26 protein-coding genes are annotated in these 25,796 nt (G+C 67.5%); 10 read left to right on the forward strand and 16 right to left on the reverse strand.

The window, feature by feature from the left end; all coding sequences use genetic code 11:
- Nucleotides 1-84: 84 nt before the first annotated feature.
- From astB to ABE960_RS02255, 5 genes are read right to left on the reverse strand one after another with little or no spacing between them, the layout of a single operon-like run.
- Nucleotides 85-1,455, reverse strand: a complete 1,371-nt coding sequence (astB, locus tag ABE960_RS02235) for an N-succinylarginine dihydrolase (RefSeq protein ID WP_349760589.1) — start codon at nt 1,453-1,455, stop codon at nt 85-87.
- Nucleotides 1,452-2,921: a succinylglutamate-semialdehyde dehydrogenase gene (gene astD / locus ABE960_RS02240; RefSeq protein ID WP_349760590.1), complete on the reverse strand. Its 1,470-nt coding sequence runs from the start codon at nt 2,919-2,921 to the stop codon at nt 1,452-1,454. Before astD ends, astB begins: the two co-directional genes overlap by 4 nt.
- Nucleotides 2,921-3,967, reverse strand: coding sequence for an arginine N-succinyltransferase (gene astA / locus ABE960_RS02245; RefSeq protein ID WP_349760591.1), 1,047 nt, complete (start codon nt 3,965-3,967; stop codon nt 2,921-2,923). The genes astD and astA overlap by 1 nt, the downstream gene beginning before the upstream one ends.
- A complete protein-coding gene (locus tag ABE960_RS02250) occupies nt 3,967-5,049 on the reverse strand; it encodes an arginine N-succinyltransferase (protein ID WP_349760592.1) in 1,083 nt (360 codons plus the stop codon). The genes astA and ABE960_RS02250 overlap by 1 nt, the downstream gene beginning before the upstream one ends.
- Before the next feature lie 50 nt (nt 5,050-5,099).
- Nucleotides 5,100-6,314 carry an aspartate aminotransferase family protein gene (locus ABE960_RS02255; RefSeq protein ID WP_349760593.1) on the reverse strand — a complete coding sequence of 405 codons (1,215 nt, stop codon included), beginning with the start codon at nt 6,312-6,314 and terminating at the stop codon, nt 5,100-5,102.
- Nucleotides 6,315-6,506: 192 nt separating this feature from the next.
- On the opposite strand from ABE960_RS02255, the gene ABE960_RS02260 reads away from it, so the two are divergent.
- Entirely contained in the window at nt 6,507-7,124 is a 618-nt protein-coding gene (locus tag ABE960_RS02260; RefSeq protein WP_349760594.1) for a class I SAM-dependent methyltransferase, read from the forward strand.
- On the opposite strand, the gene ABE960_RS02265 is transcribed toward ABE960_RS02260, so the two are convergent.
- From ABE960_RS02265 to fabV, 3 genes are read right to left on the reverse strand one after another with little or no spacing between them, the layout of a single operon-like run.
- A complete protein-coding gene (locus ABE960_RS02265) occupies nt 7,125-8,036 on the reverse strand; it encodes a DMT family transporter (RefSeq protein ID WP_349760595.1) in 912 nt (303 codons plus the stop codon). It abuts the gene before it with no gap.
- 20 nt (nt 8,037-8,056) lie between these two features.
- Nucleotides 8,057-8,977: a GlxA family transcriptional regulator gene (locus ABE960_RS02270; protein WP_432765329.1), complete on the reverse strand. Its 921-nt coding sequence runs from the start codon at nt 8,975-8,977 to the stop codon at nt 8,057-8,059.
- A 39-nt stretch (nt 8,978-9,016) separates the two neighbouring features.
- Nucleotides 9,017-10,228 (reverse strand): enoyl-ACP reductase FabV, encoded by a 1,212-nt coding sequence (gene fabV / locus ABE960_RS02275; protein ID WP_349760597.1) that lies wholly within the window; start codon nt 10,226-10,228, stop codon nt 9,017-9,019.
- 201 nt (nt 10,229-10,429) lie between these two features.
- On the opposite strand from fabV, the gene ABE960_RS02280 reads away from it, so the two are divergent.
- Complete coding sequence (locus tag ABE960_RS02280) at nt 10,430-10,816, forward strand: DUF7079 family protein (protein WP_349760598.1); 387 nt, start codon at nt 10,430-10,432, stop codon at nt 10,814-10,816.
- A 74-nt stretch (nt 10,817-10,890) separates the two neighbouring features.
- Here ABE960_RS02280 and ABE960_RS02285 read toward each other — a convergent pair whose 3' ends face one another.
- Genes ABE960_RS02285 through ABE960_RS02305 form a run of 5 tightly spaced genes read right to left on the reverse strand, consistent with a single transcriptional unit; the run spans nt 10,891 to nt 15,972 of the window.
- Nucleotides 10,891-11,376 carry a glutathione peroxidase gene (locus tag ABE960_RS02285; protein ID WP_349760599.1) on the reverse strand — a complete coding sequence of 162 codons (486 nt, stop codon included), beginning with the start codon at nt 11,374-11,376 and terminating at the stop codon, nt 10,891-10,893.
- A 45-nt stretch (nt 11,377-11,421) separates the two neighbouring features.
- Entirely contained in the window at nt 11,422-13,551 is a 2,130-nt protein-coding gene (locus ABE960_RS02290; RefSeq protein WP_349760600.1) for a transglutaminase TgpA family protein, read from the reverse strand.
- Nucleotides 13,548-14,504: a DUF58 domain-containing protein gene (locus ABE960_RS02295; RefSeq protein WP_349760601.1), complete on the reverse strand. Its 957-nt coding sequence runs from the start codon at nt 14,502-14,504 to the stop codon at nt 13,548-13,550. Before ABE960_RS02295 ends, ABE960_RS02290 begins: the two co-directional genes overlap by 4 nt.
- Nucleotides 14,501-15,427, reverse strand: coding sequence for an AAA family ATPase (locus ABE960_RS02300; RefSeq protein ID WP_349760602.1), 927 nt, complete (start codon nt 15,425-15,427; stop codon nt 14,501-14,503). The genes ABE960_RS02295 and ABE960_RS02300 overlap by 4 nt, the downstream gene beginning before the upstream one ends.
- A complete protein-coding gene (locus ABE960_RS02305; protein WP_349760603.1) occupies nt 15,424-15,972 on the reverse strand; it encodes an NUDIX hydrolase in 549 nt (182 codons plus the stop codon). Before ABE960_RS02305 ends, ABE960_RS02300 begins: the two co-directional genes overlap by 4 nt.
- A 121-nt stretch (nt 15,973-16,093) precedes the next feature.
- Between ABE960_RS02305 and ABE960_RS02310 the strand changes: the two genes are divergently transcribed.
- The gene (locus ABE960_RS02310) at nt 16,094-17,746 is read left to right on the forward strand and encodes an acyl-CoA dehydrogenase family protein (protein ID WP_349760604.1); all 1,653 of its coding nucleotides are present in this window, start codon (nt 16,094-16,096) and stop codon (nt 17,744-17,746) included.
- Here ABE960_RS02310 and ABE960_RS02315 read toward each other — a convergent pair.
- Both ABE960_RS02315 and ABE960_RS02320 read right to left on the reverse strand, forming a co-directional pair.
- A complete protein-coding gene (locus tag ABE960_RS02315; protein ID WP_349760605.1) occupies nt 17,686-18,906 on the reverse strand; it encodes an EAL domain-containing response regulator in 1,221 nt (406 codons plus the stop codon). The genes ABE960_RS02310 and ABE960_RS02315 overlap by 61 nt on opposite strands.
- A 97-nt stretch (nt 18,907-19,003) precedes the next feature.
- On the reverse strand, nt 19,004-19,621 hold the full coding sequence (locus ABE960_RS02320) for a LysE family translocator (RefSeq protein WP_349760606.1): 618 nt from the start codon (nt 19,619-19,621) through the stop codon (nt 19,004-19,006).
- Nucleotides 19,622-19,847: 226 nt separating this feature from the next.
- Here ABE960_RS02320 and ABE960_RS02325 point away from each other — a divergent pair, with 226 nt between their 5' ends.
- The 7 genes from ABE960_RS02325 (at nt 19,848) to ABE960_RS02355 (ending at nt 24,414) form a co-directional block, all read left to right on the forward strand.
- Nucleotides 19,848-20,003 carry a hypothetical protein gene (locus tag ABE960_RS02325; RefSeq protein WP_349760607.1) on the forward strand — a complete coding sequence of 52 codons (156 nt, stop codon included), beginning with the start codon at nt 19,848-19,850 and terminating at the stop codon, nt 20,001-20,003.
- Nucleotides 20,004-20,180: 177 nt separating this feature from the next.
- Nucleotides 20,181-20,609 carry an STAS domain-containing protein gene (locus ABE960_RS02330; RefSeq protein ID WP_349760608.1) on the forward strand — a complete coding sequence of 143 codons (429 nt, stop codon included), beginning with the start codon at nt 20,181-20,183 and terminating at the stop codon, nt 20,607-20,609.
- 74 nt (nt 20,610-20,683) lie between these two features.
- Nucleotides 20,684-21,115 (forward strand): STAS domain-containing protein, encoded by a 432-nt coding sequence (locus ABE960_RS02335; RefSeq protein ID WP_349760609.1) that lies wholly within the window; start codon nt 20,684-20,686, stop codon nt 21,113-21,115.
- 49 nt (nt 21,116-21,164) lie between these two features.
- On the forward strand, nt 21,165-21,569 hold the full coding sequence (locus ABE960_RS02340; RefSeq protein ID WP_349760610.1) for an ATP-binding protein: 405 nt from the start codon (nt 21,165-21,167) through the stop codon (nt 21,567-21,569).
- Nucleotides 21,566-22,165: a SpoIIE family protein phosphatase gene (locus ABE960_RS02345; RefSeq protein ID WP_349760611.1), complete on the forward strand. Its 600-nt coding sequence runs from the start codon at nt 21,566-21,568 to the stop codon at nt 22,163-22,165. The genes ABE960_RS02340 and ABE960_RS02345 overlap by 4 nt, the downstream gene beginning before the upstream one ends.
- Nucleotides 22,162-23,301 (forward strand): diguanylate cyclase domain-containing protein, encoded by a 1,140-nt coding sequence (locus ABE960_RS02350; RefSeq protein ID WP_349760612.1) that lies wholly within the window; start codon nt 22,162-22,164, stop codon nt 23,299-23,301. The genes ABE960_RS02345 and ABE960_RS02350 overlap by 4 nt, the downstream gene beginning before the upstream one ends.
- A 147-nt stretch (nt 23,302-23,448) precedes the next feature.
- Complete coding sequence (locus ABE960_RS02355; protein ID WP_349760613.1) at nt 23,449-24,414, forward strand: zinc-binding metallopeptidase family protein; 966 nt, start codon at nt 23,449-23,451, stop codon at nt 24,412-24,414.
- A gap of 243 nt (nt 24,415-24,657) precedes the next feature.
- On the opposite strand, the gene ABE960_RS02360 is transcribed toward ABE960_RS02355, so the two are convergent.
- The gene (locus tag ABE960_RS02360; protein WP_349760614.1) at nt 24,658-25,740 is read right to left on the reverse strand and encodes an HD-GYP domain-containing protein; all 1,083 of its coding nucleotides are present in this window, start codon (nt 25,738-25,740) and stop codon (nt 24,658-24,660) included.
- Nucleotides 25,741-25,796 lie beyond the last annotated feature (56 nt).

Raw genomic sequence — 25,796 nt, forward strand, 5'->3', positions numbered from 1 at the left:
CACCTCAACGCCATCGAGAAAAGAGCCGAGGCCGGGCATGGATTGCCCGGCCTCGGCGTTGTGGGTCCCCTCGCCGACCGGCGGTCAGCCCAACTGGAAGGGGTAGACGGCGCCGAGGGAGAGGATCCGCGTCAGCTCGTCCAGGGCGGTGAGGGTCTCGGCGGCGAGCTGCGGATCGGCCAGGTCCTCGGGCGCCAGTCGATCACGGTAGTAGCGCTCGACCCAGGCGGTGAGATCGCCATAGAGGGCGTCATCGAGCAGCACGCGGCCGGTCAGGGCGGCACGCTCGGCGCCGGACAGCGCCACCCGCAGACGCAGGCAGGCGGGGCCGCCGCCGTTGCGCATGCTCTGCTTGACGTCCTTGACCAGCACCTCGTTGATCGGGTTCGGGCCGGCGATCAACAGGTCCTGGATGGTGCGCCATACCGCCTCGTTCTCCTGGCACTCGCCGGGCACCACCAGGGTCATCGAACCGTCCGGGTTGGAGAGCAGCTGCGAGTTGAACAGATACGAACCCACGGCGTCCTCGAGGCTCACCGCCTCTTCCGGCACCCGCACCGGGATCAGCGGCGTGGCCATCTTTCGGCGCAACTCGTCCAGGGTGCCCACCTCGTCGCGGAACGCCTTGGCGTGGTAGAGCAGCACCGGGCCATTGCCCACCGCAATCACGTCGTTATGGAAGACGCCGGCATCGATGGCCCCGGGGTGCTGCTGGGCGAACACCGTCTGGGCCTGCGTCAGGCCATGCTGACGGGCCACGGCCTGGCTGGCCTCCAGAGTCTGGCGTGCCGGGTACCGCGTCGGCTCGACACCATCGCCACCGAAGGCCTGGCGGCCGAAGACGAACAGGTGCACACCGACCTCACCGTGAGAGGCAGAGAGCCGGGTGTGGTTGGCCGCGCCCTCATCGGAGAATGCCGGCGTGGCCGGCAGCACCGGGTGATGGGCGAAGCGGCGCTCGTCCTTGAAGACTGCCGCAAGCACCCGGCCGGTGGTGGCCGGCTCAAGATAGCGGTGGAAGCTCGATTGCAGGTTGGCCGGGGTGAAGTGCACCCGGCCATCCGGCGCATCAACGCTCGGGGTCACGGTGCCGGCATTGGCGGTCCACATGCTGGAGGCCGAGCACACCGCCCGCAGGATCTGCGGGGCTTCCTTCGATACGCGGGCGAGCACCTCGCCATCGCTGCCGATGAAGCCCAGCTGGCGAAGCACTCCCAGGTCTGGACGCTGCTGGGGCGGCAGCACGCCCTGGGCATAACCCGCATCCATCAGCGACTTCATCTTGCCCAGGCCCTGCAGGGCGCCTTCCCGGGGATTGGAGACCAGGCCACCGTGGCTCATCGAGGCCACGTTGCCAAGCGCCAGACCGGAGTAGTTGTGGGTCGGGCCCACGAGGCCATCGAAATTGACCTCGCGTGTCGACTCGTTGCGCTCCTGGCTCACCTCATCGCTCATAGCACCACCCCCGGCGGCAGCTTCTCGGGCAGGTTCAATGCCTCGCTTTCCATGGAGGCGACGGGGTAGGCGCAGTAGTCGGCCGCGTAATAGGCGCTCGGGCGATGGTTGCCGCTCTCGCCCACACCGCCGAAGGGTGCGTCGCCGGAGGCGCCGGTGGTCTGGCGGTTCCAGTTGACGATGCCGGCGCGGATGCGCAGCAGGAAGTCGTCCCAGTCGCTGCGCTCGCCGCCGATCAGCCCGGCCGAGAGGCCATAGCGCGTGTCATTGGCCAGGCGCAGGGCGTCGTCCCAGTCTCGGTAGCGGTAGACCTTGAGCAGAGGGCCGAAGTGCTCCTCGTCGGGCACATCGAGGCCGGTGACGTCGATCAGGGCGGGGCTGAGCAGGCTGGTGCCGGCTTCCAGGCGCTCCATGCGCGACAGCACCGTGCCGCCCAGCGCCTCCAGGTCTTCCTGGGCCTTCAGCAGGCCATCGGCGGCCGCCACGTTCGCGAGGCCCGCATAGAAGGGCGCGGGGTCGCTGAACTGATCCGCCACCCGCAGCCGCGAGATGGCATCACTCAGGGCATCCAGGAGGTGATCGCCCACCTGGCCCTCGGGCACGACCAGCCGCCGGGCGCAGGTGCAGCGCTGGCCGCCGGAGAGGAAGGCCGACTGCAGGATGCTCAGCACGGCGGCCTCCTGGTCGGGCACGTCCTTGACCACCAGCGGGTTGTTGCCGCCGAGTTCCAGGGCCAGGATCTTGTCGAACTGGTCGGCGAACTGGCGATGCAGGATGCCCCCCACCCTTGCACTGCCGGTGAACAGCAAACCGTCGATGCCGGGATCAGCAGACAGCGCCTGGCCCGTCGCGGCGGCCCCCTGGACCAGGTTGATCACCCCGTCGGGCAGCCCCGCCTCCTGCCAGCACTGCAGGGTGAGGTCGGCGGTCAGCGGCGTCTGTTCGCTGGGCTTGAAGACTACGCTGTTGCCGGCCAGCAGCGCCGGCACCATGTGGCCGTTGGGCAGGTGGCCGGGGAAGTTGTAGGGGCCGAACACCGCCATCACGCCGTGGGGCCGGTGACGCAGCACGGCGGTGGCCTCGCCCAGGTCGCGACTGCGTTCGCCGGTGCGCTCCTGATAAGCGCGAATGGAGATCGCCACCTTGCCGATCATCGCACCGATCTCGGTGCGGGCTTCCCAGAGGGGCTTGCCGGTCTCGTGGGCGATGGCCGTGGCCAGGTCCTCGCGGTGCTGCTCGAGCACCTCGCGGAAGCGCTCCACCAGCGCCTGACGCTCGGCGAAAGGAGTGCGGGCCCAGGCAGGGAAGGCCTCGCGGGCGGCCGCCACGGCGGCTCCTACCTGGGCATCGGCGGCGGCCCTGCCCTCCCAGAGATGCTCGCCTGACACCGGGTCGTGCTTGCTGAAGGCCTCGCCCTCGCCCTCGTGCCAGGTGCCACGGATCAGCAGTTGTCGTCTAGCCTTCATCACGCCTCCTCCTCGGTATCCAGTATGCGCAGGGTGTCGCCGGCGGCGACCTCCAGCCGGCGCGCCTCGGCTTCGTCGAGGGTCACCACGCCTTCCTCGTCCGGGCCTCGCCCCAGCCAGGCGGAACGGAAGCCGGCCATCCCGGTGGTGGCTGCCAGCCAGCGCGGGCGAGGCGACTGCTCGAGGGAGCCGGCCTTGACCTCCACCCGGCAGCGCCGCGACAGCCTCACGCCGCGTACGTCATCGATATAGGCCTCGACGGTGGGACCACCGTCGAAGATGTCGATGTAGCCCTCCCAGCGCAGCCCCTGCTTCTTGAGCATGGCCAGCGCCGGGCGGGTATGTTCGTGGACCTGGCCGATGCAGGCGCGCGCCTCGTCGGAGAGGAAGGGCGTATAGATCGGGAACTTGGGCATGAGCTCGCCGATGAAGCTCTTCTGGCCGAGTCCCGTGAGCTTGTCCGCCTCGTCGAAGTCCAGAGGAAAGAAGTGGCTGCCCAGGCACTCCCAGAAGGGGCTCCGCCCCCGCTCGTCGAAGACGCCGCGCATCTCGGCCAGTACCTTTCCGGGAAAACGATCGCGGAACTCGGCCATGAACAGCCAGCGCATCATCGACAGCAGCGCGCCGTTGCGCTGATGGCGGTGGTCGCCGCCGCGATACTCGGGCCTCAGGAACAGCGAGGCCACCTCGGCATCCCCGGTGTGGTCGGAGCTCAGGAAGAGGGTGTCGATGGTGCGGTGCAGGTCGAGCTGCACCGAGGAATGGGCCAGCGTCCCCAGGCGATAGTGGTAGAAGGGAACCTCGCGTCCCACCTGGCCCTCGATGGCACAGCACCCTGCCAGCCGACCGATCTCCTCGTCTTCCAGCACGAAGAAGTAAAGCCGCTGATCCACCGGCGTGCGTTCCTCGAAGGCGCTTACCGTGGAGGCGATCCGGGCGGCCAGGAAGTCGCGGTTGTCGGGCAACGAGGTGAAGCCCACGCCGGTCTCCCGGGCCAGGGCCTGCAGTTCGTCCAGATCAGTCTCGACGATCGGTCTCATCCGCATCACAGCTCTCCCTCGTCATAGCCCGGTTCGTGCTCACTCCCGTCTCCCACACCAGGCAGGGCCAGCGGCGCGGCCAGCACGGCGCGCCCCTCCTCCACCCCCAGCAGCTCGGCGTGCTCGGGAGAGAGCATCAACTGGCCGGTGGGCGACAGGGCGTAGCGCGCCACCACACAACGGAAGTCCACCAGACGCTGGTTGGCGACCATGGCAGGCTCGGCATCGGGCAGGGTATGGGCCGGGCGGACGCGGACCGGATGCCAGGCGGCACGACGGAAGCTCGCCAGGCGTTCGCGCTCCGCCTTGATCACCTGGCCGGCATCGAAGATGTCCACATGGCGCGAGCGCAGGAAGCCCTCGGCCAGCATCTCGTTCATCGCCGACTCGTGGCCGGGATGCTCACGGCCGATGGCGGCGCGGGCCTGGGGCGTAAGCAGCGACAGGTAGAGCGGAAACTGCGGCATCACCTCAGCGATGAAGCTCTTCGAGCGCACCCCGGCGAGGTAGTTGATCTCCTGGTAGTCGCGCACGAAGAAGTGGCGGCCCACGCTGTTCCAGAACGGCGACTCACCCTGGTCGTCCAGGTAACCGGGGAACGCCATGGCGAGGATCCCGGCGAAGCGTTCCGGATACTGGCTGATGAACATCAGCCGCGACCGGCGCAGCAGGCTCTCCGCACTGGTGCCCTTGTAGCGGGCATCCAGCGACAGCGCACAGAGCAGGGTAGCCTCGGAGACCTCATGGGAGAGCGAAAGAGTCGGCACCTCGCGACGCACGTCGAGCTGCTGGGAGGCGTGAATCAACGTCTCCTGGCGATAGGTGTAGTAGGCCTCACGGGCGCCGGCCTGGGCGCGGATGGTGGCGGTGCCGGCCACCTCGCCGCGCTCCAGGTCCTCGAGCACGAAGATGTAGTGCTCGTCGCCGGGCGCCTCGACCTCGCTTGCGAAGGCGCGCTGGGAACGCGCGATGCGCTCCTCCAGACGATCGCGGTGGGCCGGCAGGTTGGTCAGGCGCGGCGTGGCGTTGCCGGCCAGCCGCTCCAGGGACGGCAGGTCCGCCGGGCGGACGGGGCGTATGACCAGCATGGCAGGGTCTCCGGAAATGGACGGATCGTCGCTCATGGGAAAGCCGGGGCTCACTGCCCCGCCACCATTCGCGCCACCGCGCGCTCGAGGCGCGCCATGCCCTCGATGATGTCGGCCTCGGGGATCACCAGCGAGGGGGCCATGCGCAGCACGTTGGGCCCGGCGATCAGCGCCATCAGGCCCTCATCGATGGCCAGCGGCAGGATGTCCTTGGCGCGTTCCTCATAGGCGGTAGACATCTGGGCGCCCATCAGCATGCCCATGCCGCGAATCTCCTGGAACACGCCGTGCTTCTGGTTGATCTCCTCGAGATGCTCCCGGAACAGCGCGTGACGACGCTTGACGCCCTGCAGCACTTCCGGGGTGTCGATGAACTCGACCGCGGCCAGCGCCACGGCGGAGGCCAGGGCGTTGCCGCCATAGGTGGAGCCGTGGGTACCGATGCCCATCGCCGGGGCGATGGCATCGGTAGTCAGCATGGCGCCCACCGGGAAGCCGCCGCCCAGCGACTTGGCACTGGTCAGGATGTCCGGGGTCACGCCGTATTCCATGTAGGCATACAGCGAGCCGCTGCGTCCGACGCCGGTCTGCACCTCATCGAAGATCAGCAGGGCCTGGTGTTCGTCGCACAGCGCCCGCAGGCCCTCGAGGAATTCCTGGGTGGCCGGCACGATGCCGCCCTCGCCCTGCATCGGCTCGACCATCACCGCGCAGGTATCGTCGCCCATCAGTTCACGCACCGCCTCAAGGTCGTTGAACTCGGCGTGCAGGATGCCGCCGGGCACCGGCCCGAAGCCCTGGGAGTACTTGGGCTGGCCGCCGACGCTGACGGTGAAGAAGGTGCGGCCGTGGAACGACTGGCGGAAGGAGATGATCTTGTCCTTGCGCTCGCCATGTTCGTTGTAGGCCCAGCGACGCGCCAGCTTGAGGGCCGCTTCGTTGGCCTCGCCACCCGAGGAGCAGAGGAACACCTTGTCGGCGAAGGTGCGCTCGGTAAGCGCCCGGGCGAGCTTCAGGGCCGGCTCGTTGGTATAGACGTTGGCCAGGTGCCAGACCTTGTTGGCCTGTTCCGTGAGGGCGTTTACCAGCACCGGGTGACAGTGGCCGAGGGCGTTGACGGCGATGCCGCCGGCGAAGTCGATGTACTCCTTGCCCGACTGGTCCCACAGGCGACTCCCCTCGCCACGCACCGGAATCGCCTGCTGGGGGGCATAGTTGGGCACCATGTACTGGTCGAAGTCGGCGCGGGTCGGGGTCTGGCTCATGTGGCTCTCCATTCTCGGAATCACGGATCTGCTGTCAGTCGAGTATAGGGAGCACCAGGTCGGGAAGCTTTCAGCAATGGGACGGCGAGTTGTGTAAAAGGCAACGGATGCGGGTGCGACCTCATCTTCGACACTGAATGGGGTAGGCTGGATGGGATAGGCTTGAAAGCCACCGCCCATGAGGAATCCGACATGTTCAACACCACGGCCTGGAATCGGATCCGCTATGGGCTCTACGCGCCAGTCTACGACCTGGTGGCCGAGCGCGCCTTCCGTGATGCTCGCCGCAGGGCCCTGGAACAGGTGAACTGGCACCCCGGCATGCGGGTGCTGCTGGTCGGTGCCGGCACCGGGTTAGACCTGCCCTGGCTGCCACGTGATGTCGAGCTCCAGGCCACCGACCTGTCGCCGGCCATGGTCAGACGCCTGGAGCGCCGCGCCGAGAGCCTCGGGAGAGATGTCCAGGCAGAGGTCATGGATGCCGAGCGCCTCACCTACCCAGACGATCACTTCGATGTCGTGGTGATGCACCTGATCCTGGCGGTGATGCCCGACCCGGCGAAGGGGCTTGCCGAGGCCCACCGGGTGCTGAAGGGGGACGGCCAGCTCTGCGTGATGGACAAGTTCCAGGCCGACGACCGACCGGCGAGCATCGCCCGCCGCGGGCTCAACGCCGTTACCTCGGCCATCGCCACCGATATTACCCGCCAGGCCGGTCCGCTGATGTCTGAGGCGGGCTTTCTCATCGAACAGGACACCCCGGTGATGATGGGCTCGCTGTTTCGCGCCCTGCTGGCCCGCCCCGCCTGATCAGGACGAGCGGCCGGAATCACTCGCCTGCCGAGGCGACGGAGAGAGGGTGCACCAGACCCCGACGATCACCACCAGGCTGCCGACCACCTGCACCGCCAGGATGGTATCGCCCAGCCACCACCAGGCACCGAGCATGGTGAACACCGGCAGCAGGTTGAGGTAGATCGAAGCCCGGGAGGGCCCGATGTCGGCCAGCGCACTGTTGTAGAGCAACAGCGCCACCACCGAGGGGAAGATGCCGAGATAGCCGAGCCCGGCCAGCTCGGCGGTGGACAGCCGCGGCACCAACTGCCAGGCGCCCTCCAGCAGGGCGATGGGCGCCAGCGCCAGATTGGCGATGATGAGCATCGCCAGCAGCCCGCCATAACGAGGAAAGCGCGCCATGTGCTCCTTGACCATCAGCGAATAGCCCACCCAGACCAGCACCGCCAGCCCCATGATCAGGTCCCCCGGGTTGACCCCGCCAGGCACGAGATCGACGCCCTCCCCGGCGGTGATGACCACCACGGCCCCGCTCAGGGAGACCACCACGCCGAACCACTGCAGGGGACGGTAGCGCTCGCCCAGCAGCAGCACGCTGAGCAGCAGGGTCGCCACCGGGATCAGGCTCTCGAGGATGGCTACATTGGTCGGCGAGGTGAACTTCAACGCCGCATAGATCAGCGCATTGAAGAAGGCCACCCCGGAGAGGGCGAGGCCCAGCAACGGCCGCCAGTGGCGGCGGAACACCGGCCAGCCCTGGCGCGCCTGGTGCCAGCCCAGCGGCAGCATCACGACCAGCGCGATGGCCACCCGGCCCATCGAGATGGTGAAGGGCGGCAGGTCCGCCAGGGCCTTGCCGACCAGGATGTTGCCGGAAAAGATCATCACCACCATCAACAGGAAGAGGTGGGGCCGCAGCGCCGTCATCGAGCCTCCATGGCATGGGGTCAGATCAGCCGCTCCTCGCGGGGAGTGATGCCGAAGTGGTTGCGGTAGGCGGTGGAGAAGTGGGCCGCCGATGAGAAGCCGGTCAGCAGCGCGATCTCGCCGGCAGGGCGGTCACTCTCTCGCAACAGGCGACGCGCCCGCTGCAGACGCAGGTCCAGGTAGTAGCGGCTGGGCACCGCCTGCAGGTACTTCTTGAAAAGCCGCTCGAGCTGACGCCGCGAGATGCCCAGATGCTCGGACAGCTCATGGGTGGTGAGGGGCTCCTCGATGTTGGCCTCCATCAGGGTCACCGCCTCGGCAAGGCTCTCGGGCGCATGCCCCAGGCGTGCGCGCAGCGGCACATGCTGAGGCTCATCGCCCATCCGGATGCGCTCCAGCACGAAGTGCTCGGAGATGCGTTCTGCGAGCCGGGGACCATGCTGGCTGCCCACCAGGGTCATCATCATGTCCATGGCCGCGGTACCACCGCCACAGGTCAGTCGATCTCGGTCGATCTCGAACAGCTGCCGCGAGAGGCGGACCCGGGGGAAGGCGTCGGAAACGGCATCGAAGCGTTGCCAGGGCAGCGTGGCTCGGTAGCCATCCAGCACCCCGGCTCGGGCCAGCACCTCGGTACCGCCGCCGACGCCCCCCAACAGCACCCCTCCCCCGGCCAGCCGACGCAGCCAGTCGACCAGGGCCTCGGGAACGCTACCGGAGAGCGGCCCGGGGGCACACACCAGCAGCAGGTCCAGCGACTCATCCACCTCGCCGATCTCGGCCTGGGGGATCAGCGCCTGCTGGGAGGCGCTCGCCACGGGGCCTGACGCGGTGGCAAAGATGGTGAGCCGATAGAGGGGACGCCCTTCCAGCCGATTGGCCACGAACAGAGGCTCGGTGGCACAGGCCTCGGCCAGCAGGGAGAAACCGGGCAGCACCACCACACCGACATGCCGCGTCAGTGACGTCACACGAGGGGCCTACAGGTTCACGACATCGAAGTCCGCCACCGGATTCACGTCGGCGTCGTAGTCCACGTCGTCGCGCTCGAAGCCGAACAACTTCAGGAACTCGTGCTTGTAGCCGGCATAGTCGGTGATCTCGAAGAGGTTTTCGGTAGTCACCTGGGGCCACAGGTCCTGGCACGCCTGCTGGACGTCGTCACGCAGTTCCCAGTCGTCCAGGCGCACGCGGCCGGCCTCGTCGGTGGCCATCTCGCCGCCCTGCCCCTCGGGCGCATAGAGCTGCTCGCCGAACAGCCGGTTGAGCTGATCGATGGTGCCCTCATGCAGGCCCTTCTCCTTCATCACCCGATAGACCATGGCGATGTAGAGCGGCATGACCGGGATGGCGGCACTCGCCTGGGTGACCACCGACTTCAGCACCGCCACGTTGGCACCGCCGCCACTGGAGCCGAGGCGCTTGTCGATCTCACCGGCGGCGCGATCCAGGTCCTCCTTCGCCTTGCCCAGGGCGCCGTGCCAGTAGATCGGCCAGGTGATCTCGGTGCCGATGTAGCTGAAGGCCACGCTGCGCGCGCCCGGGGCCAGCACACCGGCGCGGTCGAGGGCATCGATCCAAAGCTCCCAGTCCTCGCCCCCCATGACCGCCCTGGTATCCTCGATCTCCTGCTCGGTGGCGGGCTCGACCTCGGCCTCGATGATGGCGTCCTTGTTGGTGTCGATGGCGGTGGCACGGTAGGTCTCGCCGATCGGCTTGAGGCTGGAGCGCTTGAGTTCGCCGCTGTCGGGCAACTTGCGCACCGGTGACGCCAGCGAGTAGACCACCAGATCGACCTGACCCATGTCCTGCTTGATCAGCTCGATGGCCTTGTCACGCGCCTCGTGGGAGAAGGCGTCGCCGTTGATCGAGTTGCTGTAGAGCCCCTCCGCCTTGGCGAACCTGTCGAAGGCCGCGCTGTTGTACCAGCCGGCTGTGCCGGGCTTCTTCTCGGTGCCGGGCTTCTCGAAGAAGACGCCCAGGGTATCGGCGCCGTAGCCGAAGGCCGCGGTGATACGCGCCGCCAGGCCGTAACCGCTGGAGGCGCCGATCACCAGCACCTTCTTGGGGCCGCGGGCCTTGTCCAGGCCGCGCGCTCGGGTCGCCTCGATCTGCTCGAGCACGTTCTGCTCACAGCCGAGGGGATGGGTGGTAGTGCAGATGAAACCGCGGACCTTGGGCTTGATGATCACGACTGACCTCGTTGTTGGCTGACGGACGCGACGTCTGGCCACGACCGCCGGTATCGAATGAGTGGCACGAATGCATGGATCGTATCGGCAGTGGGCAACATTCTAGCGGCCCCGAGGCCGGCTGTCCGCCCTTGAGGCCTTTTCACGGCTGGTGCACGATGCCTGATTGGCCTGATGGCAAACCCTGCATGGAGAGACTGGATGGATGCGCAGACCCTGGTCGATGAACGCGGCGAACTGTGGCTTGCGCTGGCCCCGCTGTGGCTGGAGCGCGAGCCCCGCGAGACCGACTACGCCCGCATGGTGGCCGAGATCCAGCGACACGACCTGAGCCTGCGCGAACTGGAGTGGGTCTTCCGCCTGGAGCTCGCCCCGGTGCTGGCCCGCCAGCAGCTCTCGGTGGCCGGCGAGTGGCGCTCGTTCGACGACTACCGGCTGATGAAGCAGCTGGTGGGTCACAACCTGCGGCTCAAGGGCTGGCGACGCAAGATCTGGGCGCTGTTCTCGGGGCTGACCACGATGATGACACGCCACCGCTGGAACGAGCTGATGGGTAGAGTGATGGTCGAGCGCGGCGAGATACCGTGAGCGAGATTCCGCGACCCTCCCCAGGTGACCCGGCGTTCACCCGGGCTGGAACGAGCCGATGGAACGCAGCCCGCTCAGGGCTCGTCCAGGGCCTTCTCCAGGGCCTCGCGAAGTTCCACCTCGCCGTCGCGGGGGGAAAAACGACGGATCACCCGGCCATCCCGGCCGACCAGGAACTTGGTGAAGTTCCACTTGATCATGCCGATGCCCAGCATCCCCGGCGCCTGGCGCTTGAGCTCGACGAACAGGGGGTGGGCGCCCCTGCCGTTGACCCGAACCTTCTCCATCAGCGGGAAGGAAACGCCGTACCGGTGCTCCGCAAAGCGACAGAAATCCAGCGCCGACTCCGGTGACTGGCGGGCGAACTGGTTGCACGGAAACCCCAGCACCGTGAACCCGCGGTCACGATAGCGAACGTAGAGGCGCTCGAGGTCCTTCAGTTGAGGGGTGAAGCCGCACTGGCTGGCCACATTGACGATCAGCAGCACCTGGCCACGCAGGGCGCGGAGGTTGAAGGGCTCGCCGCTCTGGGTGCGGCATTCTTGATCATGGATGGACATGGGTCGGGCTCGCTCTCTGAGCCCCTACGATGACACGCCGACCCATCACGCGCCAGTACCGCCCCGGCCTCGCCGCCGCCTCGGCAGGCGGCGGCGCACCTCGGACACCCGCTGCGACAGCCGACGACGACGCTCGGCCCGCTCGCCCCGCTCGAGCGGGGCGAAGGCCAGCCGCTCCAGGTCATCGGCACACTCATTGAGCGCCCGGCCCGCCGGCCCGGCCTGGGGGGCGATACGCCGCAGGTGCGAGGCAGGCGACTCCCCGGGCCGTGCCGCCAGTCCGTGGCGAGCCAGCCAAGCCTGCAGGACGCTCACCAGTCGCCGCTCGTCACGTTGAAGTCGCCGGTGGCGCCAGCCCATTCGCACCAGCAGGGCGAGCCCCGCCGTCACGACCAGCGCTATCGCGAGGCTCAGCGCGGTGGCGAGCATGCTGCGTCCGGGCAACAGCGCATCCAGCCGAGCCCAGGCCTCTCGCCACCAGCCGGTCAGTCGCGCCATCAGGGAGCGACGCGACTCACGCTGATACCCGATCACCTCACGCTGCCAGCGATATTCCATCCGCTCCCATCCCAGGCGCATACGGTTCACCCAATCCACCTCGCGCATGCGCAGCGGAGAGAAACCGGCATCGGCAAGGAAGGCCTCGGCCCCGTCATCGACGGCCCCGGCACCCTGCTCGACGCGCTCCGGGGCGATGACCGCCGTGGGATCCAGGCGTCGCCAGCCACCCTCGCGCCAGACCTCCACCCAGGCATGGGCATCGTAGTCGCGCACCGTGAAGTGTCCGTCCGGATGCCGTTCGCCGCCCAGAAAGCCCGCCACCACCCGCGCCGGGATGCCCGCCATGCGCGCCATCACGGCGGCCGCCGAGGCATAGTGGCTGCAGTAGCCGGCCTGGCTGTCGAACAGGAAGTCGTCGACACGATGCTCGCCGACCAGCCGTGGCGGCGTGAGCGTGTAGCGATAGGGCGACTCCCCGAAACGGGCCATCATCGCCTCGAGATAGGCATCCGGGTCATTGTCGCTTTCCCGCCAGAGTCGCTCGGCCAGCGCTCGGGTGCGTGGGTTGGCATCGACCGGCAGCAGGCGGTGCCACCTCGACCCGGCAGGGTCCGGGTTGGCCGGAGGCGCCCCACTGCTGTCGAGCGTCAACAGGCCGCGCGAACTCAGCGCGGACAGTCCCTCCAGGGTGCCGTCGGCCAGGTAGCGCTGGGGAGTCTCGGTGGCGAGCGGGGTACCCAGGGAGGGCCGCCAGGGACGACTGTCCGGTTCCAGCAGCAGCTCGACGCTGAAGCGGGCGGTCTCCGGCGCCTGCCAGGGGGAACGAACCCCCTGGCTGACGAAGGCACCGACGGGACGCTCCAGGGTCGCGGAAAGCTGGTCGGGGGTCGCCCGAGACCAGCGGATGCCATCGAAGTGCGACAGGGTATAGACCCGCCAGTAGCGCTCGCCCGGGTTGGGCTCAGGCCCCTCGAAACTCGCCCGAAAGGCCCGCCTGGCGCTGCGCGAAAGCTCGGCGATATCGCCCGGAGATATCTCGTCGCTCAAGCCGGTGGAGGCTCGATCCATCTGCGGCATGCTCCACAGCGGACCCAGGCGCGGGAAGGAGACGAACAGCAGCGTCATCAGCGGGGCCGAGAGCACCAGCAGCCAGGCCGTCTCTCGCCATGTCTGGCGAAGGCGACTGCCACCGGCGAGCCACACCAGCGACTGCAGCAGCCAGGCCACCGCCAGCAGCGCCCCGGCGGCCATGAGAATCCCCTGGTCGTGGAGGAAGGCCACGGTGGTGGCCACCAGGCCGATCAGCACCACGATCCTGGCATCCCGCCGGTCCTGGGTCTCGAGCAGCTTGAGCAGATAGACCCCGAGCAGCAGGCCGATCAGGGCGTCCATGTTGCCCAGGGTGCCGAACTGCAGCCACAGCGCCAGCACCAGCACACCCACGGCGGCCAGTCTCAGCACCACGCCGGCCCGGGGCAGGCGGCTGCGCAATTGCAGGAACCGGTAGCCGGCAACCGCCAGGGCCAGCGCCACCAGCCAGGCCGGCATCCAGGCGAGATGCAGGGCCAGCACCAGACACTGGCCGATGAACAGCTGACGCAGCATGCTTCCCCCCAGCCTGCGGCCATCGGCCAGCAGGACAGGGGAATCGAGCTTCGCGCGTCGAGCCCTCACCGCCCTTCCTCCCGAGAAGGCGCCGAGAAATGCGCCAGGGCATCCAGCGCCCGGCGGCGCTGGCTATCGCCCTCACCCTGGGCCAGGGTCAGGGCCGGCAGCCTCAGGCCATAGCGGTCACCGGCACGGTGGTGCGCCAGCACCCGGGCACAGAGCACCGAGAGGCGCCGCTCCGGGTCGCCGCGGCAGGCATCGTAATCGAGCCACAGCTGTCGTCGGGGGGGTACGCTGAACACCTTGGTCGCAAGCACTCCGGTGCGGCTCCACTGCTTCCAGGCAACCTGGCCGGGGCTGTCGCCGGGCTGAAAGCGACGCAGCCCGGCGAAGTCACCGGTCTCCAGCCCCGCGCCGCCATGGCGCACGGCCGGCTCGTCCTCCTCCAGGGGGCGGGGCCAGACCAGCAGTTCGGCATCGTGGCCCACCCAGGCCACCACACGAACGAGCCCCAGCGGCCAGCGGGTCTCGACCCGCAGCCAGGGCAGGACCATGGGGCCGCGCCGAGGCGTCGGCAGGGCCAGTTCGGCCTCGCCGACACCATCGACGATATCCAGCTGCCCCCGGGCACCAGCGCAGTGAAGCTCGATGGCCGTGCGCGCCCGACGGGCCCGCAGCACCACGCCCAGGCGCGCCTCGCCGCCCGCGAAGGCCTCGCGGGGCAGGCGCAGCCCGGGGGTGACCCCCAGCAGGTTGAACCAGCCACGCAGCAATGCCACCACCGCGACGCTGAACAGCCAGAAGGCCAGCACGTAGGCCAGGTTGTTCTGGTAGTTGATGCCGAACAGCAGGAGCAGTAGCACAAGGGCCGCCCACCCCAGGCCGAAGCGGGTGGGTGCGAGAAACAGCCGCCGCTGGGACAGGGGCGTCTCCAGCGGGGTAGCCAGACGACGACGCCACCAGCGGCGCAGCCGTTCACGGCGATGCCTGCTGGGCGTCACCCCCGCCGACACGCTCACCCCATCACCGACACACGGGTCAGCAGATGACGCGCCAGGACCTCACCTTCCTCGCGCGGCCCGCTGCTGAGCCGGTGTCCCGCCACCGGCACCCAGACCGCCTGGACATCCTCTGGCAGCACATGGTCGCGCCCCTCGAGCAGCGCCCAGCCTCGCGCCGCCTGCAGCAGGGCCAGCACACCGCGAGTGGAAAGCCCCCAGGCCAGTTCGGGATGCTCACGGCTGGCGGCGGCCAGCGCCTGCACGTAGTCGAGCAGCGCATCGGCCACATGGATGCCATCCAGGCGCGCCTGCCAGTCGCGCAGCCGCTCGGCGTCGAGCAGGTCCGGCAGCGAGCCGAGCCTCACCCGCCCGGCATGACCGCGCAGGATCTCGCGCTCGGCGCCGGGGTCGGGATAGCCCAGCGAGAGGCGCATCAGGAAGCGGTCGAGCTGCGACTCCGGCAGTGGGAAGGTGCCTGCCTGATCCTGGGGATTCTGGGTCGCGATGACGAAGAAGGGATCCGGCAGCTCGCGCGTCTTGCCCTCCACGGTCACCCGACCCTCCTCCATGGCCTCGAGCAGCGCGCTCTGGGTCTTGGGGGTGGCACGGTTGATCTCGTCGGCGAGCACCAGGCCATGGAAGACCGGCCCTGGATGGAAACGAAAGCTCCCCTCACGCGGGTCGAAGACCGAGACGCCGAGCACGTCGGCGGGCAGCAGGTCGCTGGTGAACTGCAGGCGCTGCATGTCCAGCCCGGTGACCCGAGCCAGGGCCTGGGCCAGCGTCGTCTTGCCAAGCCCGGGCAGGTCCTCGATCAGCAGGTGACCGCGGGCCAACAGACAGCAAAGCGCCAGGCGCACCTCCCGGGACTTGCCGAGCACCACCCCCTCGAGGGCGGCGAGCACCGCATCCAGTTCGTCGAATTGGACGGGGCGATTCATGGTCTGGCCTCCAGTTCGCCGGCGGACCGCAAGGCCTTCACCGCCTGGCGGGTATCCGGGGTGACCCCGTCAAGGGCCAGGGCCTCATCGGGCGACAGCCAGAAGGCGTCGGCCACCTCCTCGGCCTGCAGTGCCAGCGGCCCGTCGTGGTCGACCAGGTAGACGCTGCCGAAGATATGGTTGCCGCCCTCGGCATGGACGAATTCCAGCACGTGACGCAGCGCCACGCCCTGGATGCCCAGTTCCTCGGCAAGCTCGCGGCGCGCCGCCACGTGGACCGCCTCTCCGGCTCCCACCACGCCGCCGGCGGCGAGGTCCAGGCCACCCGGAAAGACCTCCTTGGTCAGGGTGCGGCGCTGCACGCAGAGCTCGCCGCGGGAGTTGCGTACCACGATATAGGTGGCCCGGTGCCAGAAGCGGAATCGCCGCATGGTGGCCCGGGGCGCGCTGCCGCAGGGACGGTTGCGGGCATCCACCAGCTGGATCTGCTCATCGGCGATATGCGGCTCGGGCGGCGCGCCGGCCTGGGGAGGGGTGACGGTCATGGGGGACTCCCGGGGAAATGTCATCAGACTAACCAGTCGCGGCGGCAGCGTCACGCCGCGCGTTGACCGCCTGCGGGGCGGGGACCATGCTCAGGTCAGGCCTCTCCTGCGGAGCCCGACCATGCCCGACGCCCCTGCCCGCTCCCGGCTGGCCACCCACGAGGTGACCAACCAGCCCGCCCCTCCGGGCGATCGCGACCTCCTCGCCGGGGACACGCCCCTTATGGAGGCCCTGGCCCGCGAGGCCCCGGACTGGGTAGCCAGGCGACTCGCGCCCCTGGGCCGAGAGGCCGGCAGCGCCGAGGTCCAGGCCCTGGGCGAGGCCGCCAATCGTCATCCACCGGAGCTGCGCCTGTTCGACCGTCACGGCCGACGCCTCGACGAGGTGAGCTACCACCCGGCCTACCATGCGCTGATGCGCCTGGCCATCGACCATGGCTGGCACGCCGTGGCCTGGCAGGAGGAGGGTCGCGGTGGTCATCAGGCCCATGTCGCCGCCCTCTACCTGCTGACCCAGGCCGAGCCCGGCTTCTGCTGCCCGATCACCATGACCCACGCCGCCATGCCGGTGCTTCGCCAGTCGCCCGACCTCGAGGCACACTGGGGGCCGGGCCTGCTGGCCTGGGACTACGACCCGCGCGTGCTGCCGGCGATGGAGAAGACCGGCCTGACCTTCGGCATGGCCATGACCGAAAAGCAGGGAGGCAGCGACGTGCGCGCCAACTCCACCCGTGCCGACCGGGGCAGCGAAGGCTGGTGCCTGACGGGGCACAAGTGGTTCTGCAGCGCCCCCATGTCCGACGCCTTCCTGACCCTCGCCCAGACCGACGACGGCCTCTCCTGCTTCCTGGTGCCGCGCTTCACGCCCGAGGGCGAGCGCAACGCCATCGAGCTGCAGCGCCTCAAGGAGAAGTGCGGCAACCACGCCAATGCCTCGGCGGAGATCGAGTACCGCGGTGCCTGGGCCGAGCGGGTGGGCGAGCCCGGGCGCGGCATCGCCACCATCCTCGAGATGGTCCAGCAGACGCGGCTCGATGCCGCCACGGCCCCGGTGGGCATGATGCGCGAGGCTCTGGTGGAGGCCTGGCGACATGTCCGGGAACGTCACGCCTTCGGACGTGCCCTGGCCGACCAGCCGCTCATGCGGGTGCTGCTGGCCGACATGGCCCTGGAGGTGGAGGCCGGCCTGGCGCTGCTATTACGCACCGCCCGGGCCTTCGACGGCGCCGCCCGTGGCGACGCGGACGAGACCGCCCTGGCCCGCCTGCTGCCGACCCTGGCCAAGTACTGGCACAACAAGCGCACGCCCGCCTTCATGGCCGAGGCCATGGAGTGCTTGGGTGGCATCGGCTACGTGGAGGAAGCTCCGCTGGCCCGGCTCTACCGCGAGGCGCCGGTCAACTCGATCTGGGAGGGGTCGGGGAACGTGATCTGCCTGGACCTGCTGCGGGTGCTGGCGCGCCATCCGGCGTCGCTGGAGGCCGTCCGGGCGGAGCTGGCCCCGGTGCGCGGTCGGCTGGCCGAGTTCGACCACGCGCTGGCAGGGCTGGACGCGGAGCTGGCGACCTCCCCCGAGGCCCTCGAGCCCCGTGCCCGTTGGCTGGCCCAGCGACTGGCCCAGTGCCTTCAGGCCGCCCTGCTGCTGCGCCACGGGCCGGCGGACGTAGCCGAGACCTTCTGTCGCTCGCGCCTGGGCGAGGAGGCTGGCCCGGCCTACGGGGTACTGCCGAGCGATGCCCCACTGAGATCGCTGCTGGCGCGAATCGGCGACTGAGCGCCGGCCAGCGCCAGGATGTCCTCGGCGGGCATGGGACGCGCCAGGCCGAAGCCCTGCACGTGGGTACAGCCGAAGCGCTCCAGGGTGGCCAGACAGGCGAGGTCCTCGACCCCTTCGGCCACCACCCGGACGCCCAGCCGACGCCCCAGCAGCGCCACCGCCTCGACGATGGCGGCATCCTGAGGGTCATCGAGCAGGCGGCTGACGAAGCTTCGGTCGACCTTGAGCTCGCTGATCGGCAGCAGCTGCAGCCGTGCCAGCGACGAGAAGCCCACTCCGAAGTCATCCACCGAGACCTCCAGGCCGCTGAGGTGCAGCCGAGCCGCGACCTCGCTGCCGAGCAGTTCGTCCTCCATGGCAGCGGTCTCGGTGATCTCCAGCACCACCGGCGCCTCGCCCGCCGCGCGGCGACCCTCGTCGACCAGCGACAGCAGGCCCGGGCACATCAGGTCATCGGCGGAGACATTGACCGACAACGACAGGGACAGGCCGGCCTCGCGCCAGCGGTTCGCGTCCTCCAGCGCCAGCTGCAGGACGCGGCGAGTCAGGTGACGGTTCTGGTCAGGCGTGAGCAGTGGCAGGAAGCGGCCGGGCACCAGCAGGCCCGCCTCGGGGTGGTCCCAGCGCACCAGCGCCTCGACGCCGCTGAGGCGACCAGTGGCCAGTTCGAACTGAGGTTGGTAGTAGAGCGTGATCTCGCGGCGGGCGAAGGCCCGGTCCAGCTCCTCGATGCGACAGGGATGCGGTGAATCGGACGGGTCATTCAGGGAATTGCCCTCGAGACGCTGGCGCAGTTCGAGCAGCCGCATTGGCTTGTCCAGCGAGACCAGCATCTGCAGCCCCAGAGCCTGACCCAGGCGCTCGGCGATGCGCACGATCTTGCGCTCCACCCCGCTGAGCAGCAGGACCCGGCCGCCATAGCCGCATTCGGCGAGCCGGCGCAGCATGGAGAAGCCATCCTCCTGGCCGAACTCCAGGGCCATGATGACCAACTCCGGGCGACGCGCCATGACCTCACCCATCAGGTGCTGGCCATGCCGACAGTAGCGGGATTCAATTCCCAGGGTGCGCAACTGCACGGAGAGGGTGGCGGCAGCATCGGGGTCCTCCTCGAGGACCACCGCCAACCGCGCGGCCTGCATTGTCAGATCCTTCATCCAGAATGATTCCGTCCATGAGACTGACTCTCAGCCTATCAGCAAAACGCATGGTCTACCGGCACATGGGCACCCTGCCCATCAACGCTGGGGGGGGTCAGACGACAGGACCAGCCACCACCCTCAATGCCAGCGCCAGCAGCAACACCCCGGTGATGCGGTTGAGCCAGTGGGGCCCCGCCTGCAGCCAGGGCAGCACCCGCGAGTGGGAAAGGCCCACGGCCACCAGCACGTACCAGCCGCCATCGATGACCATCGCCGTGAGCACCACGACCAGCTTGGCCGCGAGGCTCATCTCGGGGGTCACGAACTGGCTGAGCAGCGCGATGAAGAAGAGGATCAGCTTGGGGTTGCCCAGCGCCACCAGCATCCCCTCGCGGGCCGCCTGACGACGGCTGGTGGCCATACCGGTGGCGTGGAGGGCGCCCGCCCTTCCGGCCCTCAGGGCCTTGACGCCCAGCCACGCCAGGTAGGCTGCCCCGGCCCAGGTAATGGCCTGGAACAGCATCGGGAAGCGCACGACCAGCGCTCCCAGCCCCCATACCGTCAGCAGGGCATAGAAGCCCACGCCCAGGGCATGGGCGAGCGCCGCCGACACCCCCGGCAGCCGCCCGCCGCCGAGGGTGTGGCGCAGCACCAGGGCCAGGCTCGGACCAGGCGACATGGCGCCCATGGCGCAGACCGCGGCCAGGGAGAGCCAGAGGGAAAATGGCATTCGAATATCTCCGGTGTCGGAATGGAGGGGGCCTCAACGATGACAAGAGCCTTGCGTTCCGGGGCAGCCAACGAAGACAGCCCCACACCGGAACAGGGGCGAAGGACCGTTGCCGATCCACGCTACGTCAATCCGTCATGGGACAACAGGCAACAGCCGCGTGGGGGCTGCATGCCATGCCAGCGCGACGTTACACTGGCGGCACACCTGCACAGAGACGCTGCCCATGTCGGTCCGGACCCTTGCCATCGCCCTGTTGATCCTCGGGGCCATCCTGCCCATCATCGGCTTGCAGGCGGGCAGCCCCGTCGGCTTCATCGGCCCCGTGCTGCTGCTGCTCGGCGCCATCCTCCTCTGGACGCGGAAACGGCATGGGCGGTGAGGCCGCCGCCCCCGCGTAGAGCCCCGAAAACCCGAAAAAATGATGGCCTCGACATAGACCAGAATGCTGGATGGTCGGTTGCCCCGGACTTTCTGGGCCAATGAGTCAAGCCAGCCTTCCCAACATTGCCTATCCAAGGCATAGTCTGGGTTATGTCTTTATAATGAGGAAACCATCATGTCGACGAGCCATGACGATACTGAAATGGAAAACACCACCCGCATCCCGGTATCTGAGCTCTGGGACGGGGTCCTGCTGCTGTCGCTGAGTGGTGTCGTCGATTCGGTCCGCTCGTATGATGTGATGGACGGTGTTCTCAGAGAAATCTCCGAAACCCGCGCCCGCATCTTCATCCTGGACATTCGCGCCGTTGCCGCCATGGACACGGCGGTGGCCAACCACCTGATCAAGATCACCCAGGCGGCCACACTGCTTGGGTGCGAGTGCGTCATCTCGGGGATCTCGCCTTCCGTGGCTCAGGCGTTGGTACAACTGGGTATCCCCCTGAAAGATATCGTCACTCGCGTCAGCATCAGCGATGCGCTGAGGTTTGCCTTCGATCGACTGGAATTGCAGGTAGTGCCGCGTACACAGGCCCAGCCATGACGGAGAGGGAGGCTTCGCCCACTACGGCGCCTTCCATCAAGGCGGCAGTCAGCGGGGTGCCTGGGCCAGCAACCATGCAGGTGGGCACTCGTGGCCACTTCGCCGTCCATGAAACGCAAGGCTGCCTGGTGGTAACGCTGCCGATCGATATGGACACCGAGGTGGCCGGGGAGCTGTACACCCGGCTCATCTATGACATCAGCCGCGACCGACCCCTGGGGCTCGTCGTGGACCTGTCGATGGTCACTATCATGCCGTCAGATGTGACGAAGGTGCTGGTCCGATTGGCGCGCACCGCCACGCTGCTGGATTCGCCGACAGTGATCTGTGACATCCCCGCCAGCCTCGCCTCCGCGTTAGCCATGCTCGACATCGGATTCGAGGAGGTGCCAAAGGCACGGGACATCGATCACGCCATTGCCCTGCTCACGGCCGACCGTTCGATGAACAAGACCGGACGACAGCATGTCCGCGCCTCGAAGGAAAATCGTGCCTCGCATCCATGATCCGTCAGTGCCACCGCCCCGGACGAGCGAGACGTCGCGGGAAGCTGAAGTGCTCGAAGCCGAGGCGCACGAAATCGCGGTGCGCAGCAGCCATGATGTACAGGTCACCGTCGACACGGCTCAAGCCATGCTGCGAAAACTTCCGTTTACCCGCCCGGTTCGTTTCCAGATCGCCACGGCAGCGAGTGAACTCGCCCGCAACCTGGTGGTGCATGCGGGAGGAGGACTGGTGCGCCTGTGCGTGCTTGAGCACCAGGGGCGCCAGGGCTTCGAGATCACCGCCGAGGACCAGGGGCCGGGAATTGCCGATATCGACCTTGCCTTGAGGGATGGTTTCAGCACGGCAAATTCTCTGGGACTCGGCCTGCCCGGCGTGCAGCGCATGATGGACGAGCTCCACTTCGATGAGGGTCGTGCGGTGGGCACCCGGATCGTGGCGAGGAGGTGGCTGTGACCCCGCTGCTCGTGGACGCTGGCATCGCCACTCGACCGCTCCCGGGTGAAGCGAGCGGTGCCTGCGGCGACATGGGGCTGCTGCGGCCGACCGCGAACGGGTTGTTCGCCGCCATGATCGACGGCCTCGGGCATGGCGTGCTCGCTCAGGCGGTGGCCCGTGAGGCCTGCGACCACCTGAACCAGGTGGATCCAGACGCCGCGATGGACCTGATCATGCTGTCGCTGCAGAAGAAGTTGCGTGGTGGCCGCGGCTGCGTGGCGGCGCTCTGCCGCGTCAATGCTGCGGACGGCTTGCTGGAATTCTGTGGGCTGGGTGACATCGTCACGCGCACCCTCGGCGCGACGTCGAAGATAATCGTCCCCCAGGACGGCATCATCGGACAGGTAGCGCCGAAGCCGCGGGTTCAGCAGCAGGTAATGGCCGCCGATAGCGTTCTCGTGATGCATAGCGACGGCATTTCCTCTCGTATCTACAGTTCCGAACTAGAATGGTTGTTGCAGGGTGAACCAAAGGCGGCGGCGGAGCGACTTGTCGCCACCTTCGGGCGCGACTCCGACGACGCTGGCTGTGTTGTCATCAGGGTAAGGGCATGATCGAACTATTGCAGCTCCCTTTAGAACGCGACACCGACTGCGTGACCGTCGGCAAGCGCATACACAGGTTGGCGCAGGACGTCGGCTTCACCGATGCCGTGGCGACCCGCCTCGGCCTTGCCACCTGCGAGATCGCCGCGCGACTGGATGCGGACGCGCGACGGTCCTCCCTCAACGTCGGCTTTCAGGCCGCCGATGCCGCCTGTTACCTCGCGATCATGTTTCCCGCTCCGCTGCAACAGACGGAGCGCGAGCTTGCGGACCTCGTCTTTGACCGCATAACCGACCTCACTTCTGGCGAGGGGGTGCATGGCTGCCTGCTGCTTAAAAAGGTGTCGGATCGCGGTTTCATTCCCACCGAGTCGTTCCTGGAGAGGCAGCGCGAGCAGATCTCGGAGCTGTCACGCACCGAACTGTTGTCCGAATTGAACACCGTCAACGAAAAACTCCAGGCCATGCTGGTCGAGTTGCGCACCCAGGCAGAGGAGGATCGTCGACGTGAGCAAGCCGCCGCGGAACGGGAACGGCACAAGAACCGCGAACTAAGCAACGCCTATGCCGAGCTGAACGTACTCCGCGAGAGAGATCGAAGGCTCGCCAACTTCGACATCCTCACCGGGCTGCCCTCGCGGGTGCTGTTCAACGACCGCCTCTCCCAGGCCCTCGCTAATTCGAAGCGTGGCAGTTCGCTGGTCGCCCTGTGCTTCATGGATCTGGACCATTTCAAGGAAGTGAACGACACAGCCGGGCATGCTGCGGGTGATAGCGTGCTGGCGATGGCCGCCGATCGGCTGCGCGATGGCCGTCGGAGTTCCGACACGGTTGCACGCCTGGGCGGCGACGAGTTCACTCTCATTCTTCCCAATGTTTCAGACGTTGCATCTGTAAGGCAGATCGCGCGAGCCATCATCGCTTCGATCGGGCAACCCTTCATTGTTGATGGTGCTCGCTTCGAGCTCGGAGTCAGCATCGGCGTCGCATTCTTCCCCAACGATGCAGTCAGCATGGACGACTTGATCCGATGCGCCGACAAGGCCTTGTACGCGGTGAAGGCGTCTGGCCGCAACAACGTGTGCTTCTATTCCGAGCTCAACGAGAAGGGTCACGCAGAAGCGGGTAGTCCGGTGTCCTGCTAGATCAGCGCCGAGTTCGAGACGTGCGGTGAATACGGGGCCTGCCCGGCCTCACGCCACTGAGGGTTTGATTAGCGAGGCGGGAGGGAGGAGGATGCATCGCACTGGGTGGTGACATCTGCCCTGTCATGCCTACGGAGTAGCTGTCTCATGCGTGTCTTTGCCAACCCGGTCGGTGACGGATCCATCTGGTTCGATAACCTCGCCACCGCCGACGGTACGCCCGTTGCCTATGATCCGCAGGCCAGGACCTTTCTGCCCATGCCGCCGTTCTGCGCCAACCGGGAGGTCATCGGCTGCAACTGGATCGCGCCCGAGCAGGGCGCCTTCTGCCGGGCCTGCGCCATGACCGAGTTGGCCCCGGACCCTTCCATCCCCAATGCCATTCCCAACTGGACACAGACCGAGGCCGCCAAGCGCTGGGTACTCGACAACCTGGGCCGCTGGCACTGGTTCCGCCCCGAGGACCCCGGCGCTCGCCCCGTGTTTCACATGCTGGCCGAGGGCCCAACCCCGGTGCCCATGGGACACGTCGGGGGCGTGGTGACGATCAGCGTCGCCGAGGCAGACCCGGTCCTGAGCATCACCCGTCGAGAAGCCCTGGAAGAACCCTACCGCACCATGATCGGCCACATGCGCCATGAGATCGCGCATATGCTCTGGTGGCGTCTCAGCCTGCGAGAGGATTTTCTTGAGGCCTTCAGGGCCATGTTCGGCGATGAGCGGGCAGATTATCCCACCGCGCTCCAGCGCCATTACCATGACGGCCCGCCGCCTGGCTGGCGCATGAGCTTCCTGACCTCCTACGCCTCCGCGCATCCTCATGAGGACTGGGCCGAGACCGCCGCCCACCTGTTGCACCTGACCGATATCACTGACAGCTTCGTCGCGGCAGGCCTCTCCTCGCCGGAACAGCCGAGCGCCGGCTGGGACCCCTACGTGGAAACCGACGCCGAGCGTCTGATCCATGTCGCGGCCTCCCTGGTGGCGGGGGTCAACCACGTCAACCGCTCCATGGGCCTGTCCGATCTCTACCCCTTCGTGCTGTCGGACTTCTCGCGCCGCAAGCTGGTCTTCGTGCATGACTGGCTGCGTCGAGGTGCCCAGGGACGTTGAGACGCCCCCGGCCATCGTGGCATGAGCGCAACGCCTGGACCACCTGACCGAACAGCGCGAACCGGACGGCGTCGATGTCAGAGTGGTCGTGCCGGCACGGTTCGAGAGCCTGCCGCGTACCAGCCAAAGCGGGGAGATGTCAGCTCCGCAAGATGCCCCAAATCAACGAAGGGGCACTTGCCGAGGTGCTCGAGAAATCCGTTGTCGGCACGAGCCCCCCTGAAGACAGTTGGACTCGGAATGTCAGGTCGTTAACTTGTTGCGATCCTGGTAGCGCTCCCGGACCTCCAGGATAGCCGGAAGCACCCTGAAAAAGGCATCCACCACCATGGGATCGAAGTGCTTGCCGCGGTTCTCCTTGATCAAGGCGAGCACTTCCTCTATCGGCCAGGCATGCTTGTAAGGGCGCGGTGAGCTCAGGGCATCGAAGACGTCACTGATGGCGGCAATTCTTCCCGAAAGGGGAATCTGCTCGCCGGCGATGCCGTTAGGGTAGCCGCTGCCGTCCCACTTCTCGTGATGGGTCAGGGCGATATCTCGCGCCAGGCGCATCAGATCCGAGTCGTCACCGTCGAGCATCTGCGCGCCGATGGTCACGTGAGTCTTCATGATCTCCCACTCATCGGGCTCGAACTTGCCGGGCTTGAGCAGGATGCGGTCGGGAATGCCGATCTTGCCAATGTCGTGCATGGGACTTGCCAGAAAGATCAGCTCACACTGGGCATCGTCCCAGCCCAGCTCCCTGGCAATCAGTGCGCAGCACTTGCTCATGCGCAGGATGTGCTCGCCGGTTTCCTCGTCGCGGTACTCGGCGGCAAGCCCCAGGCGTCGCACGACCTGCAGACGGGTGCTGCTCAATTCCTCCGTACGCAAGCGCACCATTTCCTCGAGCACGGTGTTGTGCTCGTGAAGCATGCGCTTGCCCAGGTGCACCTCGAGCTGGCTGCGGACCCGCATCATCAACTCGGCACGGTCGAAGGGCTTGGTGATATAGTCCCGGGCACCCAGGGCAAGGCCACGCAGCAGAAATTCCCGGTCGGTCTGGGCGGTGAGCATCATGACCGGCGGCAGCAGCCGGTCATCGAGGGCCTGGAGCTGCTCGAGCACCGCAAAACCGTCCAGATACGGCATGTTGATGTCGAGCAGGATCAGCGAACCGCCCTCTTCCCGGTAGCGGGGCACCACCTCCCGGGGATCGGAGATCAGTTGCAGGTTCTGGTAGCCTTCAGCGCGGAGCATCCGGTCCATGAGCTTGAGGTTGGCAGGCTCGTCGTCGACGATGACAATACCGCTGGTCTTGAGAAAGTCTTCGTTCAGATCAGGCATGGTCAGGCAGGTGCTCCCGTTTCATGTCTAAGGCAAGGGCATCAGGATCTCGCGGC

This window comes from Halomonas aquatica (assembly GCF_040196335.1).
GTDB classification, from domain to species: Bacteria; Pseudomonadota; Gammaproteobacteria; order Pseudomonadales; family Halomonadaceae; genus Halomonas; species Halomonas aquatica.

What these genes read in the sequence shown, in the direction of transcription:
- ABE960_RS02280 (WP_349760598.1), top strand. Translation starts at nt 10,430, where the DNA reads ATGGATGCGCAGACCCTGGTCGATGAACGCGGCGAACTGTGGCTTGCG.
- astD (WP_349760590.1), bottom strand. Translation starts at nt 2,921, where the DNA reads ATGAAGGCTAGACGACAACTGCTGATCCGTGGCACCTGGCACGAGGGC.
- ABE960_RS02305 (WP_349760603.1), bottom strand. Translation starts at nt 15,972, where the DNA reads ATGACCGTCACCCCTCCCCAGGCCGGCGCGCCGCCCGAGCCGCATATC.
- ABE960_RS02335 (WP_349760609.1), top strand. Translation starts at nt 20,684, where the DNA reads ATGCAGGTGGGCACTCGTGGCCACTTCGCCGTCCATGAAACGCAAGGC.
- ABE960_RS02355 (WP_349760613.1), top strand. Translation starts at nt 23,449, where the DNA reads ATGCGTGTCTTTGCCAACCCGGTCGGTGACGGATCCATCTGGTTCGAT.
- ABE960_RS02360 (WP_349760614.1), bottom strand. Translation starts at nt 25,740, where the DNA reads ATGCCTGATCTGAACGAAGACTTTCTCAAGACCAGCGGTATTGTCATC.
- ABE960_RS02255 (WP_349760593.1), bottom strand. Translation starts at nt 6,314, where the DNA reads ATGAGCCAGACCCCGACCCGCGCCGACTTCGACCAGTACATGGTGCCC.
- ABE960_RS02325 (WP_349760607.1), top strand. Translation starts at nt 19,848, where the DNA reads ATGTCGGTCCGGACCCTTGCCATCGCCCTGTTGATCCTCGGGGCCATC.
- astB (WP_349760589.1), bottom strand. Translation starts at nt 1,455, where the DNA reads ATGAGCGATGAGGTGAGCCAGGAGCGCAACGAGTCGACACGCGAGGTC.
- ABE960_RS02350 (WP_349760612.1), top strand. Translation starts at nt 22,162, where the DNA reads ATGATCGAACTATTGCAGCTCCCTTTAGAACGCGACACCGACTGCGTG.
- ABE960_RS02260 (WP_349760594.1), top strand. Translation starts at nt 6,507, where the DNA reads ATGTTCAACACCACGGCCTGGAATCGGATCCGCTATGGGCTCTACGCG.
- ABE960_RS02250 (WP_349760592.1), bottom strand. Translation starts at nt 5,049, where the DNA reads ATGCTGGTCATACGCCCCGTCCGCCCGGCGGACCTGCCGTCCCTGGAG.
- ABE960_RS02310 (WP_349760604.1), top strand. Translation starts at nt 16,094, where the DNA reads ATGCCCGACGCCCCTGCCCGCTCCCGGCTGGCCACCCACGAGGTGACC.
- ABE960_RS02300 (WP_349760602.1), bottom strand. Translation starts at nt 15,427, where the DNA reads ATGAATCGCCCCGTCCAATTCGACGAACTGGATGCGGTGCTCGCCGCC.
- ABE960_RS02265 (WP_349760595.1), bottom strand. Translation starts at nt 8,036, where the DNA reads ATGACGGCGCTGCGGCCCCACCTCTTCCTGTTGATGGTGGTGATGATC.
- ABE960_RS02315 (WP_349760605.1), bottom strand. Translation starts at nt 18,906, where the DNA reads ATGAAGGATCTGACAATGCAGGCCGCGCGGTTGGCGGTGGTCCTCGAG.
- astA (WP_349760591.1), bottom strand. Translation starts at nt 3,967, where the DNA reads ATGCGGATGAGACCGATCGTCGAGACTGATCTGGACGAACTGCAGGCC.
- ABE960_RS02330 (WP_349760608.1), top strand. Translation starts at nt 20,181, where the DNA reads ATGTCGACGAGCCATGACGATACTGAAATGGAAAACACCACCCGCATC.
- ABE960_RS02320 (WP_349760606.1), bottom strand. Translation starts at nt 19,621, where the DNA reads ATGCCATTTTCCCTCTGGCTCTCCCTGGCCGCGGTCTGCGCCATGGGC.
- ABE960_RS02285 (WP_349760599.1), bottom strand. Translation starts at nt 11,376, where the DNA reads ATGTCCATCCATGATCAAGAATGCCGCACCCAGAGCGGCGAGCCCTTC.